At 69.9% G+C, this 23,982-nt stretch carries 15 protein-coding genes; 11 read left to right on the forward strand and 4 right to left on the reverse strand.

Annotation, left to right across the window (positions count from 1 at the left end):
* The first annotated feature begins 84 nt into the window (after nucleotides 1-84).
* The 7 genes from D457_RS0110660 (at nucleotide 85) to gatA (ending at nucleotide 9,818) form a co-directional block, all read left to right on the forward strand.
* Nucleotides 85-735, forward strand: coding sequence for an HAD family hydrolase (locus D457_RS0110660; RefSeq protein ID WP_017580652.1), 651 nt, complete (start codon nucleotides 85-87; stop codon nucleotides 733-735).
* A 107-nt stretch (nucleotides 736-842) separates the two neighbouring features.
* Nucleotides 843-1,931 (forward strand): methionine synthase, encoded by a 1,089-nt coding sequence (locus D457_RS0110665; RefSeq protein WP_017580653.1) that lies wholly within the window; start codon nucleotides 843-845, stop codon nucleotides 1,929-1,931.
* A gap of 98 nt (nucleotides 1,932-2,029) precedes the next feature.
* Nucleotides 2,030-4,255: an NAD-dependent DNA ligase LigA gene (gene ligA / locus D457_RS0110670; RefSeq protein ID WP_017580654.1), complete on the forward strand. Its 2,226-nt coding sequence runs from the start codon at nucleotides 2,030-2,032 to the stop codon at nucleotides 4,253-4,255.
* A gap of 208 nt (nucleotides 4,256-4,463) precedes the next feature.
* The gene (locus D457_RS0110675) at nucleotides 4,464-6,500 is read left to right on the forward strand and encodes a putative bifunctional diguanylate cyclase/phosphodiesterase (protein WP_017580655.1); all 2,037 of its coding nucleotides are present in this window, start codon (nucleotides 4,464-4,466) and stop codon (nucleotides 6,498-6,500) included.
* 341 nt (nucleotides 6,501-6,841) lie between these two features.
* Complete coding sequence (locus D457_RS32320; protein ID WP_017580656.1) at nucleotides 6,842-7,906, forward strand: IS110 family RNA-guided transposase; 1,065 nt, start codon at nucleotides 6,842-6,844, stop codon at nucleotides 7,904-7,906.
* A 115-nt stretch (nucleotides 7,907-8,021) separates the two neighbouring features.
* Nucleotides 8,022-8,321: an Asp-tRNA(Asn)/Glu-tRNA(Gln) amidotransferase subunit GatC gene (gene gatC / locus D457_RS0110685; protein ID WP_017580657.1), complete on the forward strand. Its 300-nt coding sequence runs from the start codon at nucleotides 8,022-8,024 to the stop codon at nucleotides 8,319-8,321.
* On the forward strand, nucleotides 8,322-9,818 hold the full coding sequence (gene gatA / locus D457_RS0110690) for an Asp-tRNA(Asn)/Glu-tRNA(Gln) amidotransferase subunit GatA (RefSeq protein WP_017580658.1): 1,497 nt from the start codon (nucleotides 8,322-8,324) through the stop codon (nucleotides 9,816-9,818).
* Nucleotides 9,819-9,899: 81 nt separating this feature from the next.
* Here the strand turns inward: gatA and D457_RS0110695 are convergent, their stop codons facing one another.
* The 4 genes from D457_RS0110695 to D457_RS0110710 all read right to left on the reverse strand — a co-directional run bounded on the left by D457_RS0110695 (nucleotide 9,900) and on the right by D457_RS0110710 (nucleotide 15,983).
* Nucleotides 9,900-11,072, reverse strand: coding sequence for a thioester domain-containing protein (locus D457_RS0110695; protein ID WP_026116528.1), 1,173 nt, complete (start codon nucleotides 11,070-11,072; stop codon nucleotides 9,900-9,902).
* Nucleotides 11,073-11,405: 333 nt separating this feature from the next.
* Nucleotides 11,406-12,635, reverse strand: coding sequence for a thioester domain-containing protein (locus D457_RS0110700; RefSeq protein ID WP_017580660.1), 1,230 nt, complete (start codon nucleotides 12,633-12,635; stop codon nucleotides 11,406-11,408).
* A gap of 471 nt (nucleotides 12,636-13,106) precedes the next feature.
* The gene (locus D457_RS0110705; protein WP_017580661.1) at nucleotides 13,107-14,339 is read right to left on the reverse strand and encodes a thioester domain-containing protein; all 1,233 of its coding nucleotides are present in this window, start codon (nucleotides 14,337-14,339) and stop codon (nucleotides 13,107-13,109) included.
* Nucleotides 14,340-14,804: 465 nt separating this feature from the next.
* Entirely contained in the window at nucleotides 14,805-15,983 is a 1,179-nt protein-coding gene (locus tag D457_RS0110710) for a thioester domain-containing protein (protein WP_017580662.1), read from the reverse strand.
* Nucleotides 15,984-16,253: 270 nt separating this feature from the next.
* Here D457_RS0110710 and gatB point away from each other — a divergent pair, with 270 nt between their 5' ends.
* The 4 genes from gatB (at nucleotide 16,254) to D457_RS32325 (ending at nucleotide 23,569) form a co-directional block, all read left to right on the forward strand.
* Nucleotides 16,254-17,765 carry an Asp-tRNA(Asn)/Glu-tRNA(Gln) amidotransferase subunit GatB gene (gatB, locus tag D457_RS0110715; RefSeq protein WP_017580663.1) on the forward strand — a complete coding sequence of 504 codons (1,512 nt, stop codon included), beginning with the start codon at nucleotides 16,254-16,256 and terminating at the stop codon, nucleotides 17,763-17,765.
* 717 nt (nucleotides 17,766-18,482) lie between these two features.
* Nucleotides 18,483-21,188: a putative bifunctional diguanylate cyclase/phosphodiesterase gene (locus D457_RS0110720; protein WP_017580664.1), complete on the forward strand. Its 2,706-nt coding sequence runs from the start codon at nucleotides 18,483-18,485 to the stop codon at nucleotides 21,186-21,188.
* A gap of 69 nt (nucleotides 21,189-21,257) precedes the next feature.
* The gene (locus D457_RS0110725; protein ID WP_239646062.1) at nucleotides 21,258-22,625 is read left to right on the forward strand and encodes a flavin monoamine oxidase family protein; all 1,368 of its coding nucleotides are present in this window, start codon (nucleotides 21,258-21,260) and stop codon (nucleotides 22,623-22,625) included.
* A 68-nt stretch (nucleotides 22,626-22,693) separates the two neighbouring features.
* Complete coding sequence (locus D457_RS32325) at nucleotides 22,694-23,569, forward strand: hypothetical protein (RefSeq protein WP_017580666.1); 876 nt, start codon at nucleotides 22,694-22,696, stop codon at nucleotides 23,567-23,569.
* Nucleotides 23,570-23,982 lie beyond the last annotated feature (413 nt).

Genomic DNA, 23,982 nt, shown 5'->3' on the forward strand with positions numbered 1-23,982 from the left:
CCCTCGCACTCCGCAACACCGGACCCGGAACACGAGTGCCCCGAACGCACGTACCCCGGCGCCCGGGCCTCTAGGTTGGGGTGCATGCGCATTTCTGTTGACGCCGTTCTCTTCGACATCGACGGCACACTCGTGGACTCCACCGGTGCCGTGGAGCGGACCTGGCGCCAGTGGGGCGAGGCCCACGGCATCGACCCCGAGGAGATCCTGGCGGTCTCGCACGGCAGGCGCTCCGAGGACACCATCGCGATGTTCCTGCCCGAGGACCAGATCGACGAGGCCGCCGCCGAACTCGAGGAACTCGAACTCGCCGACCTCGACGGCGTGGCTGCCCTGCCCGCCACCGCCGAACTCCTCTCCGCGCTGCCCGCCGCGCGCTGGGCCGCCGTCACCTCGGGCGGGCGCCGCCTCATGCGCACCCGCCTGGAGGCCGCGAAGCTCCCCGTGCCCGACGTGCTCGTCACCGCCGACGACGTCACCGCGGGCAAGCCCGACCCCCAGGGCTACCTGAAGGCCGCCGCCGCGCTCGGCGTGGACCCCGCCCGCTGCCTGGTCGTCGAGGACGCCCCCGCCGGGGTGCAGGCCGGCCTGGCCTCCGGGGCCGCCGTCCTGGCCGTGGCCACCTCCCACAGCCGCACCGACCTGGAAGGGCTCGGCGCCGCCGAGGTCATCGACAACCTCACCTTCTGCACACTGGAGACCGGCCCCGACGGCCTCATCCTGTGCACGCCCTGACCGCGCTCTAACGGCGCCCTGACCGCGCCTTCGAACGGCCCCGGGCCGGGGTCCTGACCTCCCCCGGGGCTCGGGCTCCCGAAAGCCCCGCGCGGGTTGCTCTAACCTTGGGCAACGTGAGTCAACAGCAGCACTATCCCTGGTCCGCCGCGTCCGCCACCGGTGTCGGTTCCTGGCCGGGTGAGGAACCCGACGAAGCCATGCGGACCATCGTCGGCGAGCTCCCCGACCTGCCGCACCTGCCCGAACTCCCCGCGCGGGGAGCGGGCGCCGACATGATCGGGCGTGCCGCGGGCCTCCTCGTGGACCTCCCCGTCGAAGTCCAGCCCACCGGCTGGCGAGTCGTGGACACCCCCGGCCGAGACCTCGCCCGCTCCGGGAGCTTCCTCTCCTACGACCTCGACGCCCTCACCGAACACCTGCACGCCTACGAGGGGCCGCTCAAGATCCAGCTCGCCGGACCCTGGACCCTGGCCGCGTCGATCGAGCTCCGCAACGGCCAGCGGCTGGTCTCGGACCCCGGGGCCCACCGCGACCTCGCCGAATCCCACCTGGAGGGCACCCTCGCGCACATCGCCGACGTGCGCGGGCGGGTGCCCGGGGCCCAGCTCATCGTTCAGATCGACGAACCCTCCCTGCCGTCGGTCCTGCTCGGCTCCCTGCCCACCGCCAGCGGCCTAGGCCGCGTGTCCGCCGTGGACCGGATCCAGGTCGAGGCGGTCCTGCGCACGCTCTTCGCCGCCGTCGCCGAGACCGGCGCCGTGCCCGCCGCGCACTGCTGCGCCGCCGGGGTCCCGATCGACCTCCTGCGCCGCAGCGGGGCCCAGGCCCTGAGCGTGAACGCGCTGCTGCTGGAGCGGACCCACGACGAGATGGTCGGCACCGCCGTGGAGGACGGGATCGGCCTCCTGCTCGGCACCGTCCCCGCCACGGACCCGCCCGCAACCGCCCCCGGCCCGGACTCCGGTCCCTCCAGGCGGCCTGCCGCGGACCGCGGAATGTCGGACCCGGCGACTATCGTCGACCCTGTTCGAGAGTTGTGGAACCGGCTGGGATTCAGCCCTGACCTGCTCTCCCGCGCGGTGGTCACCACCCCCACCTGCGGGCTGGCAGGGGCCTCACCCCGGCACGCCAGAGCAGCGCTCAAGGCCGCCAGGGACGGCGCCCGGGTCCTGCGGGACGAACCCCGCAAGTGATCCGAACGCCGTTCCGTAGCAACCCCCGACACCAGTAGGCCCCCGTCCCCGGATCCCCCCGATCAGGCCCCCGCGAGAACAACAAGGAAAGGCAGGCCGTGAGCGCGCCCGACAACACCACCGTCCCCGACGAGGTACGCGCCCGCCACGCCGAGTTGTGTCGTGAGCTGGATGACCACAGCTACCGGTACTACCTGGGCAACCCGATCGTCTCCGACGCCGAGTACGACCAGCTCATGCAGGAGCTGCGCGACATCGAGGACAAGTACCCGATCCTCATCACCCAGGACTCGCCCACGCAGAAGGTCGGCGCGCCGATCAGCGTCGACTTCGCCGAGGTCGAGCACCTCGTGCGGATGGAGAGCCTGGGCAACGCCTTCAACACCGACGAACTCAACGCCTGGGCCGACCGCGCCTCCGCCGAGGTGCCTGTCGGCGCCTACCTGTGCGAGCTCAAGATCGACGGCCTCGCGGTGGACCTGGTCTACGAGCGCGGCCGCCTGATCCGGGCCGCGACCAGGGGCGACGGCCGGGTCGGTGAGGACATCACGCTCAACGTCCGCACCATCGGCGTGGTCCCCGAGCAGCTCGACGAGAGCGTGCGCCCCGCCCCCGAGCTGCTTGAGGTGCGCGGTGAGGTCTTCCTGCCGGTCGAGGACTTCGAGAAGCTCAACCAGCGCATCACCGCCGACGGCAGCCACGCGCCGTTCGCCAACCCTCGCAACGCCGCCGCCGGTTCGCTGCGGCAGAAGGATCCGAGGGTCACCGCCACCCGGCCGCTGTCGATGATCGTGCACGGCGTCGGCGCGTACACGCCTGCCGTCGAGGGCGGCGAGAACGTTGCTTTCACCAGCCAGTCGCAGGCCTACACTCTGCTCGGCGAGTGGGGGCTGCCGCTCAGCGACCGGTACAGGGCCGTGGCCACCATGGACGAGGTCCGCGAGTACGTCGCCCACTACCAGGCGCACCGCCACGACCCCGCCTACGAGATCGACGGCATCGTCATCAAGGTGGACGACTTCGCCCTTCAGCGGCGGCTGGGCTCCACCAGCCGCGCGCCCCGGTGGGCGATCGCGTACAAGTACCCGCCTGAGGAGGTCACCACCACGCTGGTCGACATCAAGGTGGGCGTGGGCCGCACCGGCCGGGTCACCCCCTACGGCGTGATGGAACCGGTCGTGGTGGCCGGGTCCGAGGTCGAGTTCGCCACCCTGCACAACGCCCAGGAGGTCGCCCGCAAGGGTGTGCGCATCGGCGACACCATCGTCCTGCGCAAGGCGGGCGACGTCATTCCCGAGATCGTCGGCCCGGTGCTGGACCGCCGCGACGGCAGCGAGCGGGAGTTCGTCATGCCCGAGCGGTGCCCCGAGTGCGGCACCGAACTCGGGCAGCAGAAGGAGGGCGACGTCGACCTGCGCTGCCCCAACGCCCGCTCCTGCCCGGGCCAGCTGCGCGAACGGGTCGCCTTCATCGCCGGTCGCAAGGCCCTGGACATCGAGGCGCTCGGCTACGTGGCCGCCACCGCGCTCACCCAGCCGCTGGAACCGGCCGAGGCGCCGCTGAGCAACGAGGGCGACCTGTTCGACCTCACCGTCGAGCAGCTCCTGCCGATCCGCACGCACGTCCTGGACCCGGACACCACCGAGCCCAAGACCGACCCCAAGACCGGTGAGCCCAAGGTCGTCTCCTTCTTCGCCAACATGAAGGGCGAGCCGAAGAAGACCGTGGAGAAGCTGTTCGAGCAGCTGGAGGAGGCCAAGAAGAAGCCCTTGTGGCGGGTGCTGGTCTCCCTGTCCATCCGGCACGTGGGCCCGCGCGCCGCCGAGGACCTGGCCCGCCACTTCCGCTCCATGGACGCGATCCGCAACGCGACCGAGGAAGAGCTGGCGTCCGTGGACGGAGTCGGCCCGACCATCGCCCGCTCCATCCACGAGTGGTTCGCGGTCGACTGGCACGCCGAGATCGTCCGGAAGTGGGCGGCCGCGGGTGTCCGTATGGAGGACGAGGGTCAGGAGCCGGGTTCGCGGGTGCTGGAAGGCGTCACCGTCGTGGTGACCGGCTCCCTGGAGGGCTTCACCCGGGACGGCGCGAAGGAGGCCATCGCCGAGTGCGGCGGCCGCGCCACCGCCTCGGTCTCCAAGAAGACGGGTTTCGTGGTGGTCGGCGACGCCCCCGGATCCAAGTACGACAAGGCCGTCAAGCTGGGCGTTCCGGTGCTCGACGAGGCCGGTTTCCGGGTGTTGCTCTCCGACGGGCCGGAAGCGGCGGCCAGCCTTCGGATCAACCCCGCAGAAGAAGCCACGAAGGGGGACACGGCAGAGTAGGCTCCGCCGCACACCTTTCGCACGCGGGCGCGTACCCGTGGGCCGGGCAGGGATCCGAGGGGTCCCTGCCCGGACAGCTGACGAAATGGTTAACGGATAGTCCTTGTCGGGCGACACTTGGTGACGAAAGCCCGTAAGCTGTGCAACTACCCCCCGGATACGGACACAGCTGTATTCGGATATCGGTCATTGAGTCACGAGGTCATGGATGAAGGACCCCATCGGTACGCGGGACATCGGTCCCCGGATCGGGACGCCGCTCTGGCTCTACATGGCGGCGGCCACCGTCGCGGGTGCGGCCCTGCTCGGCGTCTCCAGCCTCGAACTCGGGCTCGAACAGCTGGTCGACCTGGCCAAGGAACCCCTGATCTGGGTGCTGCTGTGCATGGTGATCCTCGGAGAGCTGAGACCCATCGCCATGCCCGGCCAGGCGCCGGGCAGCGGCGCGCCCACCTCACTGCCCTTCACCTTCGCGCTCGTCATCTTCTACGGGCTGCCCGTCGCCGCCCTCCTCCAGTGCGCGGCCACCGTCGTCGCCGGAACCGCCCGCGGCCACGCAGCCCACCGCACCGCCTTCAACGCGGCCCAGTACGTCCTCTCCCTGGGTGTAGCCGACGCGGTCCTGCGCCTCACACTCCCCGAAATCGTCACCACCCCCTGGGTGCCCGTCGGCGGAGAGCTCATCGCCGTCGCCCTCGCCGGGGCCGCCTCGTTCCTGGTCAACCGGGTCCTGGTGCTGTGCGCGGTGGCCATGCACGAACGCGCCTCCCTGTACCAGGTCATGTTCAAGGGCCTGGGCCAGCAGGTGTACGTGAACGCGGTCCTGCTCAGCCTGTCCCCGCTCATCGTGCTCGCGATGACCCACTCGGTCCTCTACGTCCCGCTGTTCGCCTTCCCTCTGGGCGCCCTCTACACCAGCGCCCTGCTGTCGGTGAAACGCGACCACCAGGCCAACCACGATGAACTCACCGGCCTGGCCAACCGCAAGCTCCTCACCGTCCGCGCCCGCCGGGAGATCGAGGACGCCCGCCAACGGGGCAACCGGGTCGGCCTGCTCCTGCTCGACCTGGACCGGTTCAAGGAGGTCAACGACACCCTCGGCCACCCGACCGGCGATCGGCTCCTGCAGACCCTCGCCCACCGGCTCACCCACAGCGTCCGCCCGGGCGACCTGGTGGCTCGCCTGGGCGGAGACGAGTTCGCGATCCTGCTGCCGAAGGTGCGCGACAACGCCTCGGCCCGCGAGGTGGCCCTGCGCCTCAAGGGCGCGCTGGCCGAACCGGTGCGGCTGGACGGTATGGACTTCGACCTGCAGGTCAGTACCGGGATCGCGCTGTACCCGGACGACGCCCCGAGCTTCGAACTCCTCATGCAGCGCGCCGACGTCGCCATGTACGTCGCCAAGGCCGACCGCACCGGGGTGGAGAGCTACGACCCCGGCAAGGACCGCAACTCCACCGCCCGGCTCAGCATGTACAGCGAACTGCGCCGAGGGCTGGCCGAGGGCGCCCTGGAGATGCACTACCAGCCCAAGGTGACCCTGGCCGACGACCGTCCCGTGGGCCTGGAGGCCCTGGCCCGCTGGCGGCACCCGGTGCGCGGCCTGCTCACCCCGGACGAGTTCATGCCGGTGATCGAGCACTCCAACCTGTTCCGCGCCTTCACCGGGCAGGTTCTGGACATCACCCTGGCCCGGATCGCGCTGTGGCGCAGGGAAGGGCTGCACCTGCCCGTCGCGGTCAACCTGGGCGTGCGCGAGCTCCTGGACCCCGACCTACCCGAGAGCATCGCCTCGGCCCTGCGCGAGCACGGGGTTCCGCCCGACCAGCTGGTTCTGGAGATCAGCGAACGCACCCTCATCGCCGACCCCGAAGCGGCCACGGCAGCGCTCAGACGCCTGCGCTCCCTGGGCGTGGGGCTGTCTCTGGACGACTTCGGAACCGGCCACTTCACCCTCGCCCAGCTGGCCGGACTGCCGATGGACGAGGTGAAGATCCACGAGTCCTTCACCGCCCGCCTGGTCGACGGCACCCCCAACGGCCGCACCATCGTGCGCGGGGCGATCGCCCTGGTCAAGGCGCTCGGCATGCACCCCACCGCCGAAGGCGTGCAGACCCGGGAACTGGCCGAGGCCGCCCGCGAGACCGGCTGCCACACCGCCCAGGGTCACTACCTGGCCCCGCCGATGCGGGCCCGCGACGTCATGTCCTGGGTCGCCGCCCACGACACCGGCACCCCCGTCTGAATCCCCACCCCCCGCCCGGGTCCTCTCCCCGTGATCTTGCTACCAGAAGCAAGTTCGGCGCCGAACTTGCTTCTGGTAGCAAGATCTACTGGTCCACCATGGTGGGTGTCGGGAGGGTTTCGACGGGAGCCGCCCGACAGCGGGGCTGGGGTGACTCAAGCAAGATCTGTCCCACGTGGACCTTGTCGTGACCTGTCCACCAGCGCTCGCAGGCCAAGGCCCTGGCCGCGGGAGTGACCTTATAGAAGCCTGTGCAGCCGATAACTCACAGTAGATCTGTCCCCCGGGCCAGGGCCCTGGTAGTCGTCCCGTTCCTGACCAAGAGGAAGCAGGACACCACCATGGTGACAGTGGGTATCGATCCGCACAAGGACATGCACCAGGCCGTCGCGCTGGCCCAGGACGGCACCCGCCTGGGCAGGGCCAAGAAGGTCAAGACTGGCCCCGAGGCCCTGGGCCAGCTCTTGACCTGGATCCGCGCCCTGGCCGGAAACGGCCCGGTGCTGTGGGCCATCGAGGGCGGCCCCGGCCTGGGCCGGGCCCTGGCCGACGCTCTGCTGGGAGCGGGCCAGGAAGTGGTGTGGGTGCCACCGCGCGCCATGGCCGCCCACCGCCGCCTCAGCGGGCCGGTGGGCGCCAAGTCCGACGTGATCGACGCGGTGGCCATCGCACGTGCGGCCCTGGCCACCCCTGACCTGGCCCGCCACCGGATTGACCCGCAGGTGCGGAAGGTGCGTTCGCTGGTGGGCCTGCGCCAGAACCTGACCGATCAGCGTGTGGCCCTGACCAACCGGGTGCTGGCGGCGGTGCACATCGAGCTGGACCACCGCCTGGGCAAGGGGGCATTGAAAACCCGGGCCAAGGTGGGTCGGGTGCGTGCTCTGGTGGAGGGGGCCGAGCTGGACGAGGTGGCGCGGTGGGTGCTGCTGGAGCAGCTGGAGGAGATCCACACCCTGTTCGTGCGTGCTGCCGAGGTGGAGCGGCGTCTCAAGGAGCTGGTGGAGCCGTTGGCGCCGAACTTGTTGGGGATTCGTGGTGTGGGTGTGGTCTGGGCTGCGGTGTTGCTCTCGCAGGTGGGGGATGTGTCGCGGTTTGCGACCTCGGCGAAGATGGCGCGGTGGGCGGGGAGCGCGCCGATTCCGGTGTTTTCCTCTGGGCGGGATCGTCATCGGTTGCACCGGGGTGGGAACCGGCAGGTGAACCGGGCGCTGCACTCGATCGGGGTGGTCCAGGTTCGGCTTGGTGAGCCAGCGCGGGAGTTCGTGCGTTCCCGGGAGGAGGCTAAGGGCACCAAGGGTGCGTATCGGGCTTTGAAGCGGCATCTGGCGGATGTGGTGTATCGGGCGATGGTCGCTGATCAAGTGGTGAGAGGGCGGGCTGAGGTCTCTCTTCAGCCCGCCACTTGACATAGAAGCGTCACGGCGGGAAGAGGGTGTCTGGTCGCGGACCGGCACCGGGAGCGGTGGCGGGCCAATAGGATTGGGCTGATCACCCGTCCGCCGAAGAAACGGTTCTCTACTGATGACCGCCATCACCCGTGATGAGGTCGCGCACCTCGCCCGGTTGTCGCGGCTGGCACTCGACGAGAGCGAGCTCGACACGCTCGCCGCCCAGCTCGGTGACATCCTCACCGCCGTGGCCAAGGTGCAGGAGGTCGCCCAGGGCGACATCCCGCCGAGCTCGCACGCCCTGCCGCTGACCAACGTCTACCGCCCCGACGAGGCCAAGCCCGGCCTCACCCCCGAGCAGGCCCTGGCCGGTGCCCCCGCGGTGGAGGAGCAGCGCTTCCGGGTGCCGCGGATCCTTGGGGAGGAAGAGTAGATGAGCGACGTCATCGGGCTCAGCGCCGCCGACCTCGGCGCGGCCATCAAGGCGGGTGAGGTCTCCTCCGAGGAGGCCACCACCGCCTACCTCGACCGCATCGAGTCGGTCGACGGCGCCATCGGCGCCTTCCTGCACGTGGGCCGCGAGTCCGCGCTCGCCCAGGCCCGCGAGGTGGACGCCCAGCGCGCCGCCGGTGCCGAACTCGGCCCGCTCGCCGGTGTGCCGATCGCGCACAAGGACGTGTTCACCACCAAGGACATGCCCACCACCGCCGCCTCCAAGATCCTCGAAGGCTGGCAGCCGCCCTACGACGCCACCGTCACCGAGCGTCTGCGCGGGGCCGGTCTGGTCATCCTGGGCAAGACCAACATGGACGAGTTCGCGATGGGCTCCTCCACGGAGAACTCGGCCTACCAGGTCACCCGCAACCCGTGGGACACCGACCGCATCCCCGGTGGCTCCTCCGGCGGTTCCTCCGCGGCCGTGGCGGCCTTCGAGGCGCCCCTGGCCACCGGGACCGACACCGGCGGCTCCATCCGCCAGCCCGCAGCGGTCTGCGGCCTGGTCGGCGGCAAGCCCACCTACGGCGGCTCCTCCCGTTACGGGATGATCGCCTTCGCCTCCTCCCTGGACACCCCGGGCCCGTTCGCGCGCAACGTGCTGGACGCCGCCCTGCTCCACGAGGCCTTCTCCGGTCACGACCCGCGCGACTCCACCTCCATCGACGCGGCCGTGCCGCCGGTGGTCGACGCCGCCCGGATCGGTGACGTCGAGGGCCTGCGCGTCGGCGTGGTCAAGGAGCTGGACAGCGACGGTTTCCAGCCCGGCGTGCGCCAGCGCTTCCGCGAGACTGTGGAGCTGTTGGAGTCCCTGGGCGCGAAGGTCGTCGAGGTGTCCTGCCCCAGCTTCGACGCCGCCTTGAGCGCCTACTACCTCATCGCGCCCAGCGAGGCCTCCTCGAACCTGGCCCGCTTCGACGCGATGCGGTACGGCCTGCGGGTCGGCGACGACGGCACGCGCAGCGCTGAGGAGGTCATGTCGCTGACCCGTGCGCAGGGCTTCGGTCCCGAGGTCAAACGCCGGATCATGTTGGGCACCTACGCGCTGTCCAGCGGCTACTACGACGCCTACTACGGCAGCGCCCAGCAGGTGCGTACGCTGATCAAGCGCGACTTCGACGCCGCCTTCGAGAACGTGGACGTGCTGGTCTCGCCGACCACCCCGACCACCGCGTTCCCGATCGGTGAGCGTGCCGAGGACCCGATGGCCATGTACCTGGCCGACCTGTGCACGATCCCGTCCAACCTGGCCGGGAACGCGTCACTGTCGGTGCCGTGCGGGCTGGCCCCGGAGGACGACCTGCCGGTCGGCTTCCAGATTATGGCCCCGCCGCTGGCCGACGACCGCACCTACCGGGTCGCGGCCGCCGTCGAGCGCGCCCTGACCGAGCGGCACGGGTCGTTGATCGCCCGCAGCCCGTACGCGGTCGTGTAGTACGAAGCAGACGTCACGCCCTCCGTTCCCGGTTCGGGAGCGGAGGGCGTCCGTTTGTGTCGGGCCGCTGAGCCGGGCCTCCTATTCGGGGGCAGCGGCCTTGCGGCGGCGGGCCAGGAAGAGGGCGGCGCCACCACTGGCGATCGCGACGAGCGCGGCCACGACCAGCGCGATCACGGCGTTACCGGTGATCGCCAGTCCGCCCTGGTCGGGCGCCGCAGCCTCGTCCGCCACGGGGGACGGGCTGGGCTCCTCGGTGGACTCCACCACGGGCGGGGTGCCGCCCGCGGAGTCCCAGGCCACCGTGGCGACCTCGGACACGACGATCTCGCTGTCCTGCGCTGTGATGAGCGTCTGCGTCGGGTTGTCGCCGTCCTCGCCCTTGAACAGGCGGCCGGTCTCCACGGCCGCGTTGGCCTCCAGGACGAGGGTGGCCTCGCCCGCCTCGGCGTCCGCGGGCACGGAGAAGGCGACGGTGTCCCCGCTGCTGACCTCGTCCACGGCCTCGCCGTTCCCGGCGTCGACCAGCTCCACCCCGTCGGGGGCGTTCAGCCGCACCGGGATGCTCTCGGCGCTGGTCTCGACGGTGAACTCGCCGATGTCCTCCCCGGCCAGTCCCGAACCCTGACCCGGGCTGACGGTGAGCGCGGAACCCGGCTCGTTGGGCAGGTCCTCGGCGTTGTCGATCAGGTGGTTGTACAGGTGGGTGACGTTGCCGCCGTTGACGTTGTCGGTGAGTTCGGGGCTCTGCTCCACCCTTTCCAGGTCCAGCTCGTTGCTGAAGTGCCAGATGGCGGCCTGGGTCGCGGTGAGTGCCTCGGACTCGGTGAGGCGCGCCATTTCGGCTTCCTCTTCCAGGTCCGCGACGTCGACCACCGGATAGGAGTTCTTCAGGATCCAGTGCACCTTGCCGGGTTCGGCGAAGTCGCCCTGGCCGGGATAGCTCTCCCACTGGTCCTCGCGGTACCAGGCGTCCTCGACCAGTCCGGTGCGGAAGTCGATGCAGTAGGTGGTGAGGATCTGGTCGCTGTCGTCCAGGTGCACGTTGAACGTGGCCGTGGTGGTGAAGGGTTCACCCTGCATGGTGACCGAGTGGCCGTGTTCGGCGACGCCCGTGTACTGCCCGCGAACCGAACCCTGGTAGGGCGCGGGTTCCGCGGCGGCTGGGGCCGCCAGCCCGAACACGAGCAGCGCTGAGGTCGTGGCGGCGAGGGGCACACGCCCGGAGGGTTTGCGGAGGGACAAGTGTGTCACTTCTCTTCCTGAGGTGTTCCACCCGGTGGCAGCGGTCGCCCGGTGCGAAGCGAGTGCCAGGAATGCTGTGGAATGCACGGCGTGAGTGCTCTGCTGCCGTTGGGCGAGGTTTTCACAGGGAGTCACGTAACACAACGGAAGTTTTTAGATCTGGCCGACATCAGCCATTCGGCATGCCGGGTGTAAACCGCTCGGCCTAAGGGACGTGCTGTGTCGAAAAAAGGACTTTTGTTGCTGTTCGCATGACAAAGGGCCCGCCCCGCGAATCACTCGCGGGACGGGCCCCTTCGAACAGGGCGGTCAGTCGGACCGGCCCTTCGCGTTCGCTGAGTCCTAGGCGCCCAGGTCAGTGCCGTTGGCACCGCTCTTGCGCTTGCGGCTCAGGTAGAGGGCACCGCCACCGGCACCCAGGGCGGCCACACCGGCGGCCACGAGACCGAGCAGCGCGCCACCGGTCACGGGCAGCGTGGGCTCGTCGTCCTTCGTGCCGGGGGCAGGCTTGTCGTCCTCCGCCGGCTTGCTGGGCTCGCCGGTCGGGGTCGGCTTCGGGTCCGGCTCGTCGGTCGGGGTGGGCGACGGGGACGGGCTGGGCTCGGGCTCCGGGGTCGGCTTCGGCTCGGGCTCGTCGGCCTTGGACCACTCGACGGAGGCGGAGGCCTTGACGGAGACGTCGCTGTCCTTGGCGGTGATCAGGGTCTGGGTCGCCTTGTGCGCGCTCTCGCCCTTGAACAGGCGGCCCTGCTGGACGGTGGCGGTGGTCTCCAGGCTGAAGGAGGCCTCGCCCGCGTCGGCGTCGTCGGGCACGGAGAATCCGACCTTGTCGCCGTCGCTCAGGGACTCGCCGACCGGCTCACCGGTGGAGATGTCGACCAGCTCGACACCCTCGGGGGCGTCCAGGGAGATCGGCACCTCAGCGGCGTTGGTCGAGATCTGGAACTCGCCCACGGTGTCACCGGCCTGGCCGGTGGCGCTGTCCGGGGTGACGCTCAGGGTCGGCGCGGGCTCGTTGGCCAGCTCCTCGGCGTTCTCGATCAGGTGGTTGTAGATCGCCTTCACGTTGGCGTGACCGCGGGTGAGGGTGGCGCCGTTGCTGTAGTGCCAGATGGCGGCCTGGGTGGCGGCCAGGGCGTGCTTGCCTTCGACCCGGTTGGCACCGGGAAGGGAGTTGAACTCGTCGGCGCCCTTGCTCGGGTAACCGTTCTGCAGGATCCAGTGGACCTTGCCGGGTTCGGCGAAGTCGCCCTTGCCCGGGTAGTTGGCCCAGTCGTCTTCCTTGTACCAGGCGCTCGAGCGGATACCCGTCTCGATGTCGATGCAGTACGTGATGAGCTCGCTGCCGTCCTCAAGCTGGAGCCTGAAGAGGTTGGTGCCGATCGTGCCCGCGCTCATGGTCACGGTCTCGCCGGTCTCGTGGTTGCCCACGTACTGAGCCCGCACGGAGCCCTCGTAGGTACCCACGGTGTCAGCGGCGGCCGGAGCTGCCAGGCCGAAGGTCAGCAGCGCCGCGGCGGAGACCGCGAGACCCGCGCGACCGGCGGTCCGGAGGTTGGGGGAGTGCTTCACGTCGTGTCCTGTCATGAGGTGCTGTGCCACACGGCCCCAAGGGGGCGTACGGCGGCGAGAAGAAAAAAAGAGGAGGACGCACCCGGGAGGGGCCGGAGCGGCTTCGGACCTTGAATGAGTCCGGTGGCACAGCAGTAATGGTTTGTGCCTGTCCGATATTAGCGATGTGTGGGGTCACCTCCAAGCCGCCCTGGAAGAAAACTCCTGGTATGTCCACTGAGCTGCGGGTTTGTGAGTGAAGACGAAGGGCCCGTCCCGGTGATCTCTCACCGGGACGGGCCCTCGTGTGCTACCCGCGGTGCTGCTTTTGAGCTCCGCTTCGCTTCGCTCGGTGCTCAAGCGCTTGGAGAAGCCAGGGATTCTTCATCCTCGTCGGCGCCTGACGCTCGTTCCTCGCTAGCGGCTTGACTCGTCTTGCAGAACCCTGGCAGCGCTTTCGCGGTGCGGGGAGCCGGAGCCGGGGGTCAACCCTTAGGCGTCCGTCTCCTCACCGGCGGCCGCCTTGCGCTTGCGGCTCAGGTAGAGGGCACCGCCACCGGCACCCAGGGCGGCCACACCGGCCGCGACCAGGCCGGCGAGCGCGCCACCGGTCACCGGCAGGGTCGGCTGGTCGTCCGCGGGCGGGGCCGGCTTGTCGTCCGGCGCGGTGGGCTTGTCGCCCGGCTCGGTCGGCTTGTCACCCGGCTCCGTGGGCTTGTCGCTCGGGGTCGGGCTGGGCGAAGGGGACGGGCTGGGCTCGGGCTCGCCCTCGGTCCAGGAACCGCTGGCCGAAGCGGAGACCTTGGTCTGGCCGCCCTCGGCGGTGATCAGCGTCTGGGTGGGCTTGTTCGGGTCCTTGCCCTGGAACAGACGTCCGGTCTCGACCCTGGAGGTGGCCTCCAGTGTGAAGGAGGCCTCACCCTCGGCGGCGTCGGCGGGAACACCGAAGCCGACCTTGTCGCCGTTGCTGACGCTCTCGACGGCCTCACCGGTCTCGATGTCGACCAGCTCGACACCATCGGGGGCTTCCAGGCTGACCGGAATCTCAGCGGCGTTGGTCTCGATGAGGAACTCACCGACGATTTCGCCCGCCTGGCCGCTGGCGGCCTCGTCCGGGGTGATGCTCAGCGCGGCCTTGGGCTCGTCGGTCTGGGGGAGCTCGACGGCGCTCTCGGTCAGATAGGTGTAGACGGCCTTGACGGCGTCGCTGTTCCTGCTGTCGTCGAGGTCCAGCTCCATGTCGTTGCTGAAGTGCCAGATGGCGGCCTGGGTGCCCGACAGGGCGTCCTCGTTGCTGAGGCCGTCCACCCCGGCCTCAGCGCCCAGCGCGGCGGCGTCGACGTTCGGGTAGGAGTGCTGCAGGATCCAGTGGACCTTGCCCGGCTGGGCGAAGTCGCCCTTGCCCGGGTAGTTGGCCCAGTCGTCTTCCTTGTACCAGGCGTTGCGCCGGATGTTGGTGCGGAAGTCGATGCAGTAGGCGGTGAGGACCGTGTCCTGGTCCTTCAGCTTGAGGTTGAACAAGCTCGCGGGCGCGGAGGAGTCGCCGGTCATGTAGATATCGGGGCCGCTTTCGGCGTTCCCGGTGTACTGGCCGACGGTGGAGCCCTCGTAGGTCTCGACCTCATCGGCGGCCGCGGGGGCGGCCAGGCCGAGGGCGAGGAACGCCGCGGCGGAGGCGGCGAGGCCAGCGCGCCCGACGGAACGGGGGAAGGAGAAGTTACTCAAGTTGTGTCCCGGTGTCTTCTAGGGGTAACCGGATGGAATCCGCCCAGGTCGATGGGAAGCCGTGAACGGCGGATGCGGTCGCCACGTGGTGGACGCCCTCAGTGGATAGGGAGAGGCGCGTCGCGGGGTCGCCCGGTTCGAGTGTCATCGAGTCGGAGCAGGGACTCTGTGACAGGTCGGGGACGGGCGTGGTCTTTCCGGTTGGGGCTCGCAGGCGCGGGAGCGGGCCGCGTGCGTCGTGGGAAAGCCGACCGCCCGGCTGATACTAGCGATCCCATTCACCACTTCCAACCCGGTTCGCGAAAAATATGACGTGTTACGGGCCAGAACAAAACAGCGCAAGGCGGATCCGCATTATGGCCGGGTGTTATGGAACCGGGTTTCAGTAAAGGGTGTTTCCGCTGTTCCCAGCTGCTTTCCGGGTGATTCTCGGAGGCTTCTCAGCGGCGGCGCCTCAGCAGGGCCTCAGTCGCGCCGTTGACGACCCAGAACCAGGATGAGCAGGCCGGACACGACCAGCGCCCCCGCGATGACCAGCAGTCCGGACAGCCAGGTGCCGGTGAGTGCCAGCCCGCCCTCGGCGTCCGGGGCCTCCGTCTCCGGGGTCTCGGCCTCCTCGACCAGGGGTTCGGCTGGGGGTAGCTCCCGGGTCTCGGACTCCTCGGAGTTCTCGGACTCCACCGGCTCCTCGGTCTCGACCGCCGCGGCCTGCTCCTCCGGCTCCTCGCGGTTCCAGGTGAACGTCGCGGTGGTCGAACTCGTCGCCGAACCCGGCTCGGCGGTGATCAGCGGCTGCGTCCGCACACCCTCCCGGCCGATGAACAGGCGGCCCTCCTCCAGGGGGACCTGGTTGCCGCGCACGTGCAGGGTGGCCACCCCGGCCGGGACCGACGGGTCCACGGCCAGGTAGACCTCGTCGCCGTCGTGGGCCTGCGAGACCTCCTCGCCTCCGGCGTCCACCAGCCACGACGCCGGGGCGCCGCGCAGCGAGAGGCGCACCGGGTCCTCACTCGCGCTGGAGACCGTCAGCGGGCCCAGCGGCTCCTCTGGGGAGACCGCCTCGATGTGGTGGGGGGAGAGCTCCACGGAACGGGCGGTCGTGCCGCCCTCCGCGCCGTTGCTGCCCTCGACCAGGTGCGTGTACACGGTGACGACGTCCTGGTGGTTGGCGTCCGGGTCCAGCTCGGCCCCGTCCAGCACGTTCCACAGGGCGGCCTGGGTCGCCGCGATGGCATGCTCCTCCTCCAGGTACAGCACGCCGGAGGCCAGCCCCAGAGCCGGGAGGGTCAGGTTCGGGTAGGAATTGCTCACGATCCAGCTGGCCCGGTCCGCGGGCGCGGGGGCTCGGACGGTTTCGGTCCACTCCGCACGGTCCGCCCACGCTGACTCCACGTAGGCGGTGCGCGGGCGCACCTCCTCGTCCGCGAGCAGCGCGTAGGCGCGCACCGAGTCTTCGTCGGCCACGCGGAGGCTGAACAGCGCGGTGTCGGCCTCGGCGCCGTCGGAGAGTACGACGGGAAGACCCGCGACCGGGTCTCGGTCCACGCGTGAGAAATCATCGGCCGCCGCTGGAACGGCGACCAGGGTGCTGATCAGTGCGGAGGCGGAAAGCAGCGCGGCGCACCGACGCAAGATGCCGGACATGCTCAGGCGCTCCCGTGCGAAGGGTGAAAAGGGCGCGGTGCCCCAACTGGCGAAATCGTGTTCCTGGGTTGTCAAGACTAACGGTCCGGCACCCGTTACCGAGGGAGATCGCCTCTACAGCGGCCCAATCGTGTGCTTGCCGTGACATCCGTCAACCGCGCCGTATCGGGGCCGTTGGTTGCGCCACATCGGGGAAGGGGGTCACCGGGCCTCTGAGCCTCGGTAGGCTGACCTGGAAGGTATGTCCTCTACGGAAACGGGTTTGCGGCGATGGCCCACGCGGTAACTCCTAGCTTTGAGCAGGCGCTGGACAAGTACGAGCCGGTGCTTGGCCTGGAGACCCACATCGAACTGGGCACCGCCTCGAAGATGTTCTGCCCCTGCCCCACCGCCTTCGGCGCCGACCCCAACACCCAGGTGTGCCCGGTCTGCCTGGCGTTCCCGGGCTCGCTCCCGGTGGTGAACGAGAAGGCGGTCGAAGGCGCGATCCGGCTGGGCTTGGCGCTCAACTGCTCCATCGCCCCCTGGGGCCGGTTCGCCCGGAAGAACTACTTCTACCCGGACATGCCGAAGAACTACCAGATCTCGCAGTACGACGAGCCGATCTGCGTGGACGGCTACCTCAACGTCACCGTGGACACCCCCGAGGGTCCGCGCGAGTTCCGGGTGGAGATCGAGCGCGTCCACATGGAGGAGGACACCGGCAAGTCCTCCCACGTCGGCGGCTCCACTGGCCGGATCCACGGCGCCAGCCACTCCAACGTCGACTACAACCGCGCGGGCATCCCGCTGCTGGAGATCGTCACCAAGCCGATCACCGGCACCGACTCCCTCGCCCCGCTGGTCGCCCGCGCCTACGCCGCCGAGCTGCGCGACCTCGTCCGCTCGCTGGGTATCTCCGACGTGCGGATGGAGGAGGGCTCCATGCGCTGCGACGTGAACGTCTCCATCAACGAGCGCGGCGCTGGCGAGTGGGGCACCCGTAGCGAGACCAAGAACGTCAACTCCCTGCGCTCCGTCGAGCGCGCCGTGCGCTCGGAGATCGAGCGCCAGGCCGGTGTCCTGGACGCCGGGGAGCGGGTCGTGCAGGAGACCCGCCACTTCCAGGAGCACCTGGGCCGCAGCACGTCGGGCCGCTCCAAGGAAGAGGCGCAGGACTACCGCTACTTCCCGGACCCCGACCTCGTCCCGGTCGCCCCGTCCGCGGAGTGGATCGAGGAGCTGCGCGCCACCCTGCCCGAGCTGCCCGCCGCCCAGCGCGCCCGGGTCACGGCCGAGTGGAACCTCTCCGACACCGAGCTGCGCGACCTAGTCAACGCCGACGCCATCGGCCTGGTCGAGGCGACCGTCGTCGAGGGCGCCCCCTCGGCGGAGGCCCGCAAGCTGTGGTTGAACGAGCTCTCCCGCCGCGCCACCGAGCAGGAGGTGGAGCTGTCCTCCCTGCCCATCACCCCGGCGCAGGTGGCCCGTGTGATCGCGCTGGTCGCCGAGGGCACGCTCACCAACAAGCTGGCCCGCCAGGTGGTGGAGGGCGTCCTCGCGGGTGAGGGCGAGCCCGACGCCGTTGTGGAGGCCCGCGGCCTGAAGGTCGTCAGCGACGACGGCGCCCTGGGTGCCGCGGTCGACGAGGCCATCGCGAACAACCCCGACGCCGCGGACAAGGTGCGCGGCGGCAAGGTGGCCGCGGCCGGTGCCTTGGTCGGCGCCATCATGAAGGCCACCCGCGGTCAGGCCGACGCGGGCCGCGCCCGCGAGCTCATCCTGGAGAAGCTGAGCAGCTAGAGCCGGTTCCGGAGCCCGTGGGCAGCTGATCCGCTGCTTACCCGGGTTCTCCTATGTTTGGTGCGGCGCCGTGGGGACTGAGGGGGACCCGCGGTGCCGCCACCCTTTGTCGGGACGGGAACCGCTGGGACGAGCGCGGCAGGGGTGGACACCAACAGGATTTGGCTACTCAGAGTGATGATCCTGTCGTCATCTCTCGTCCGGGTCTCAATCGCTGTGTGACCTTGGTTGCGTAGGGTGTCCACGCACGGGGGTGCACGCGGTACGCCGGGTCACCCCCGCCGCCGTTTGTCCCAGTCCCGCGAAGATCCTGGGCGGCGACTCGCGGTGCGGCATCCGCGCCGCGTCCTGATTCGAGTGATCACGAGGTGGGTGCTCCATGTTCGAGGAGAGAGCGCGACGGCGGTCGAGGGCCGCCAGGGCGTGTTCGGCGAGCACTGACCCTGCTGCGCGTCGCCCCGGTGGCACTTTCGCTGTGCATCTCTCAGTCGACAGCCAAACCGGGGCGGGCCCCCGCTGTGCGACACTGCGGAGCTTGCCTGGCAGGGCACAGCAGGGGCACTCCTTCGTCGGCCTTGCGCCGGCACCACCGGCCCACCCGTCGCCCGCCACCCCCCTCAACGGACGCCTCCGGCGCGGTCTTCTGTTCCGCTCGCGGACGGGCAGCACCCACCGAACACGCCCTCGGGTCGCGACACCCCTGCTGGGAGGCTGGTGATGGGCACCAGGGCACGCCGTTTGTGGCTGTTCGGGTTGGGCGCGCTTTTCCTGCTCTACCTCCTGGGGACCCTGATCCCGGCAGGGGAGTCCACGCTGGCCGCCTCGCTAGGGCAGTGGCCCACCGCGGTGGCCGCCGGGGTGGCGGGCACGTCCCTGCTCCTCGCCTCGCGACGCTGGGCCCGGACCGGCGCGGACCGGGCCGCCCACGTGGACGGGGCCGACGGCCCCGCGGCCCTGCGCTTCCTCGGACTGGCCTCGCTGGCCTGGTGCTTGGGTGGTCTCACTCACGCCGTCACCCGGACGTTCAGCGGAGCCTCGGTTCTCTCGCTCACCCTGGGTGACCTCTTTGCGCTGGCCGCGCTGCCACTCTTCGTGATCGGCTTCACCAAGTTCGCACCCTGGCCGGGCGGGCTGCGCACCGCCGTACGGCACATCACCGACAGCTACGTGTGCGCTGCCGCGGTCTTCGCGGTCGTGTGGATCCTGCTGTTCTCCCCGCTCTATGAGGAACTGGGCGAGGGGGCCGGGTTCCTCGGCTTTGCGCTGGTCTACCCGGTCGCCGACATCGTGGTGCTGTGCCTGCTCATCCCACTGGTGTTCATGTCGCCGCACAGCACCAGGCGCGCGGTGTTGGTGGCGATCGGCGCGCTCATCGTTATCGCCGCCTCGGACATGGTCGGCGCGGTGACCCGCCTGACCGGGCCGCCAGTGGCGGGCGGGATCGAGCAGCCCGTGCGCTTCCTGGGCTTCGCGCTGCTCGGAGCGCTGCCGTGGCTGCTGGAGCACCGGCCGGGCGCCGCCCCGCGCCGGATCACCGGCCGCGGGCTGTACCGCTTCGCCCCGGAGATCGCGGCGGTGGCCTCGGTCTTCCTGGCCACGGTCGTGCTCACCGCGGCGGCGCTGCGCCTGCCCGGCGTCGCCCCGGTACTGCCGCTGGCAGCGGGCACCGCGGTACTGGTCCTGCTGTTGCGCGTGGTGGGGATGCTGGAGGAGACCTCCACGCTCGCCCGCATGGTGCGCAACCGTGAGGGGCACTTCAACGAGCTGGCCCGCAACAGCGGCGACGTCATCCTGGTGCTGGACCGCGACGGCGGTGTCTTCTACATGAGCCCGGGCACGGCCGAGGCCTTCGGATACCGACTGGACGACGTCCTGGCCGCCCCGGTCAGCACGCTCATCCACCCCGAGGACCTGAGCCGCACCAAGGCCGTCACGGACCTGTTCACCGAACGCTCCAGCCAGGGCGTGCACCTGCGGCTGCGGGTGCGCGCCGCGGACGGCACCTGGCGGCACACCTCCTCGACCATCTCCCTGTACGAGCAGCCGGGCGAGCCCGACCGCTTGCTGGTCACGACCAGCGACATCAGTGCCCAGGTCGCGCTCCAGGACGAGGTCGAGCACCTGACCTTCCACGACGGGGTCACCGGCCTGCCCAACCGCGCCTACCTGGAGGAGCGGGCCAGCGACGTGCTCGCGCACCGGGCGATCAGCGACGACCCCTCGGGGGACGTGGCGGTGATCTTCCTGGACCTGGACGGGTTCACCGCGGTCAACGACTCCGCCGGGCATGTGCGCGGCGACCACATGCTGGGACAGGCCGCCCGGCGCCTGCGCGGCGAGCTGGGCGCCAACGCCACCCTGGCGCGTTGGGGCGGGGACGAGTTCGCGGTGCTGGTGGAGAACGTGCCCAAGGCGCAGCGGGTGGTGGACCTGGCCGAACGGCTGGGCCGGGTGATCGCCTCCGAACCCTTCCAGGTGGCTGACCGGGACATCGTGCTGACCGCGAGCATCGGTGTGGCCTTCGCGGACGCGGCGACGGACAGCGGTGAGCTGCTGCGCAACGCCGACGTGGCGATGACCAGGGCCAAGGAGCGCGGTGCCGGACACGTGGAGGTCTACGCCGCCCACATGCACGACATGGTCGTGTCTCGCCTGGAACTCCAGATCCGGCTGCGCGAGGCGCTGGCGGGCGGTGAGTTCTACCTGGAGTACCAGCCGGTGGTGGACCTGGGCACCTCCCAGGTGACTGCGGTGGAGGCGCTGGTGCGCTGGGACCGCGACGGCGAGGAGGTGGGCCCGGGCGCCTTCCTGGGCGCCGCCGAGGAGTCGGGCCTGATCGTGCCGCTGGGGGAGTGGATCCTCCGCGAGGCCTGCGAGAAGGTCGCCGTGTGGCGGCTCTCGGACTGGGACATCGGCCTCTCGGTGAACCTGTCCGTGAAGCAGGTGCTGTCCCCGAGGTTCGTTCGCACGATCGAGAGCGTCCTGGCCGCGACCGGCCTGCCCGCCGAGGTCCTCACCCTCGAGGTGGACGAGGAGGTCCTGCTCGACGACCAGGGCGACGCTGTGGCGCGCCTGGGCGAGCTGCGCGAGCTGGGCGTGCGCCTGGCCATCGACGACTACGGCATGGGCTACGCGTCCCTGGCGCACCTGCGCGAGCTGAGCGTGGACGCCATCAAGATCGACCCGTCGTTCATCGCCGACCTGGGACGCGACGACACGGTCACGCTGCTCACGCACACCATCATCCAGCTCGGCCGCGACCTGGGCGTCCAGGTGGTGGCCGAGGGCATCGAACGCCCCGAGCAGCTGGAACAGCTGCGCGTGATGGGCTGCGACCACGGCCAGGGCTTCCTGGTCGCCCGCCCCATGCCCGCCAGCGGCGTGGAGTCCCTGGTGGGCGGCGAGGCCGGAGCCAACCTGTGACGACCGGGTAGGGAGTTCTCCGTCGGAACTTCTCCCGCGCAGGGGGCGTTGGGACTTCGAGTGTGTCTGGTGTTCGGGGGGACGCTGGTGGAGTGGACGAAGGTCATCGTGGTCGGCGCGGGGCTCGCGGGGCTGTCAGCGGCCGAGGAGTTGCGCGCGCGGGGTGCGGGCCCGGTCGTGGTGCTGGACGGGGCCCGCAGCCCCGGCGGTCGCGCGGACGCCATGCCCAGGGCGGAGCTGGAGGGCCTCTCACCGGCCCCCATGTTCATCCGGGCGGACGAGCGCGACCTCCTGGAACTGGCGGGGAAACTGGAGGTTCCCGTCGAGAGGCTGGCTCACCGGCAGGATCTGGAGGACCTGAGGGTCGGTGAGGACGGCGAGGTCTCGGCCAGTCGGGACAACCTGCCCCTGTCGCTCCCCTGGTGGAGTCGGTTCGGCGGCGAATGGCTGCTGGACAGGTTCGGCCGGCTCGGAGAGGGCGTCGACTTCGGGAGTCCGTGGCTCTCCGCGAAGGCCGGGCACCTCGACGCGCAGACGGCCTATTCCTGGCTCCGGGAGTACGCCCCGGACTCCGAGGTGCTCGACCTGTTGGAAGAGCACCTCACGCTGGAGGCCGGCCTGCCCACGGGGCGGGTGAGCCTGCTCTGGCTGATCGCGCACGTGGGCCGCGATCCGGCCGCCGAGGAGGAGGGGCTCGGCCTGGACGCCCGTCTCCTGGTGCGCCGGCTGGCGGCGCTGGCGGACGTGCGCGTCGGGCACCACGTCGACCTGGTCGAGCAGGACGAGTCGGGGGTGCGGGTCCACGGGGACTGGGGTACGTACGCTGCGGAGCGGGTCGTGCTGGCCCTCTCCCCCGCCGATGCGGACCGGGTGGAGTTCGTCCCCCGGCTGTCGGAACGGCGGCGGAGCATGCAGAGGCAGTGGCCAAGGGCGGGCGTGGTCCAGACGGAGCTGGTCTACTGGCGGCCGTTCTGGCGCAACTTCGGGCGGTCCGGACAGGTCTTCTTCGATGACGGGATCCCCGCGTGGAGTATCGACCACAGCCCTTCGGACTCCTCTCACGGCCGCCTCCTGACACACACCTACACCTTCGGTGAGTACGCGCCCCTCGGCGCTGACCAGGTTTCGGTGGAAGACCGGGCACGGCACCGGGGACTGCTGCTGGAGAACGTGGCCCGTGCCCTGGGGCCTCTGGGGGCCAAACCGCTGGCGGTGGCGCAGTCGGTCTCCGACGACGGGGCCTACAGCGGCTTCTACCGGTCTCCGATGCCGCCGGGGTTCCTGACCGAGTACGGCCCGGTGCTGCGGAGCCCGGTCGGCCGGATCCACTGGGCCGGTACGGAGACCGCGGGCTTCCCCGAGAACGGTGATCTCAGCGGGGCCCTGGCCAGCGGCCGCAGGGCGGCCGCCGAGGTGGCCGCCGAACTCGGATCCTGAACCGGGGCCAATGTGGTCATAGCGGTGTTCGCCTGCGAAGACACGGAGAAACTCGCTACTTTTCCGGCATGCCCTCTCATCAGCACGAGTTCCCCCTCGACCTGATCCGCAACGATCCCGGGTCGGTGGTCGAACTCCTCAAGGAGATCACCGGTAAACCGCTGCCGGAGTACACCCGTGTCCGATGCGACTCGGCCGAAGCCACGAGCACAGCATTGACCCAACTGACCTCGGATTCGGTGGTGGTCTGTGAACGGCCGCCCTACCCACACGAGAAGACGGACGGCCCGGTTTCGGTTCTGGGGATCATTGTCGAGCCCCACAACAAGCCGGACCCCCGCAAGTACTACCGATGGCCCGCGTACGTGGCCAACACCCGGTTGCGGCTGGAATGCCCGGTGGTACTCCTGGTGCTCGCACCCACGTCGAAGTTGGCCGGCCGGTTCTCCGAGCCGATCGACCTGGGGTGCGGTGAGGTCCGCCCCCTGGTTCTCGCGCTGGACACCCTCACCCCGGTCACTGACCTGGAGGTGGCGGTAGCCCGACCGGTGTTGACCGTCCTGGCCATGGCCAACAATCCGACCGAGGACGGGGCCGCGCTGAACGCCCTGCTCGAAGCCCTGAAGAGCCTCGATGCCTCGTCCACCCCGCTGTATTCTGACTATGTGCTCGCGGCCCTGGAGGCCACGGCTCCTGGAGCATTGGAGAAGTTCATGATCCTGAAGGACTACGAGTACAAGAGCGAAACGATGAGGCGTCCCTACCGTGAGGGCAGGGAGGAGGGCCGGACCGAGGCCATCCTGGGGGTCCTCGAGGAGCGTGGGATCCCTGTCTCGGAGGGTGTCCGCGAACGGATCGGGGCGACCACCGACCTGGATCTGCTGGACACCTGGGTGCGGCGGGCCGTGAGGGTGGAGAAGGCGGAGGACCTTTTCGAGGCCTAAGCCTGGCCCCGGGCCGGGATGGGGTGTTAAGTCCGGCTTACGATCGAAGCGTCGGATCCCTGCAACGTGTTCTGCGTTACACGTGGCGGGGGTCTTTTTGTTGTTTTCGCAGGCCAGAGTGGCTGCCATTCGGGCTGTCTGGCCGCATGTTGAAATTTCTGTCTCACATAGTGAGACATTATTAAGTTCTGGTTGACGGGTGAGCACTCCTTCGGCCAATGTTGTGAGCGTGCAGAACAACTCCCTGATTCTCGTACTTGGTCGGCGCGCAGCCCACTGAGTTTTCTCTGCTGCGCGCCACCCCTCAACCGCCACCGGGCGGTGGGGGTTTTTTTATTGCCGAACCAGGGCCGAGAACCGGAAACCACCATCCCCAGAGCCGCTGTACCGCTCTGGACCCTCGCTGAAGGATC

This window comes from Nocardiopsis valliformis DSM 45023, from assembly GCF_000340985.1.
Lineage (GTDB): Bacteria > Actinomycetota > Actinomycetes > Streptosporangiales > Streptosporangiaceae > Nocardiopsis > Nocardiopsis exhalans.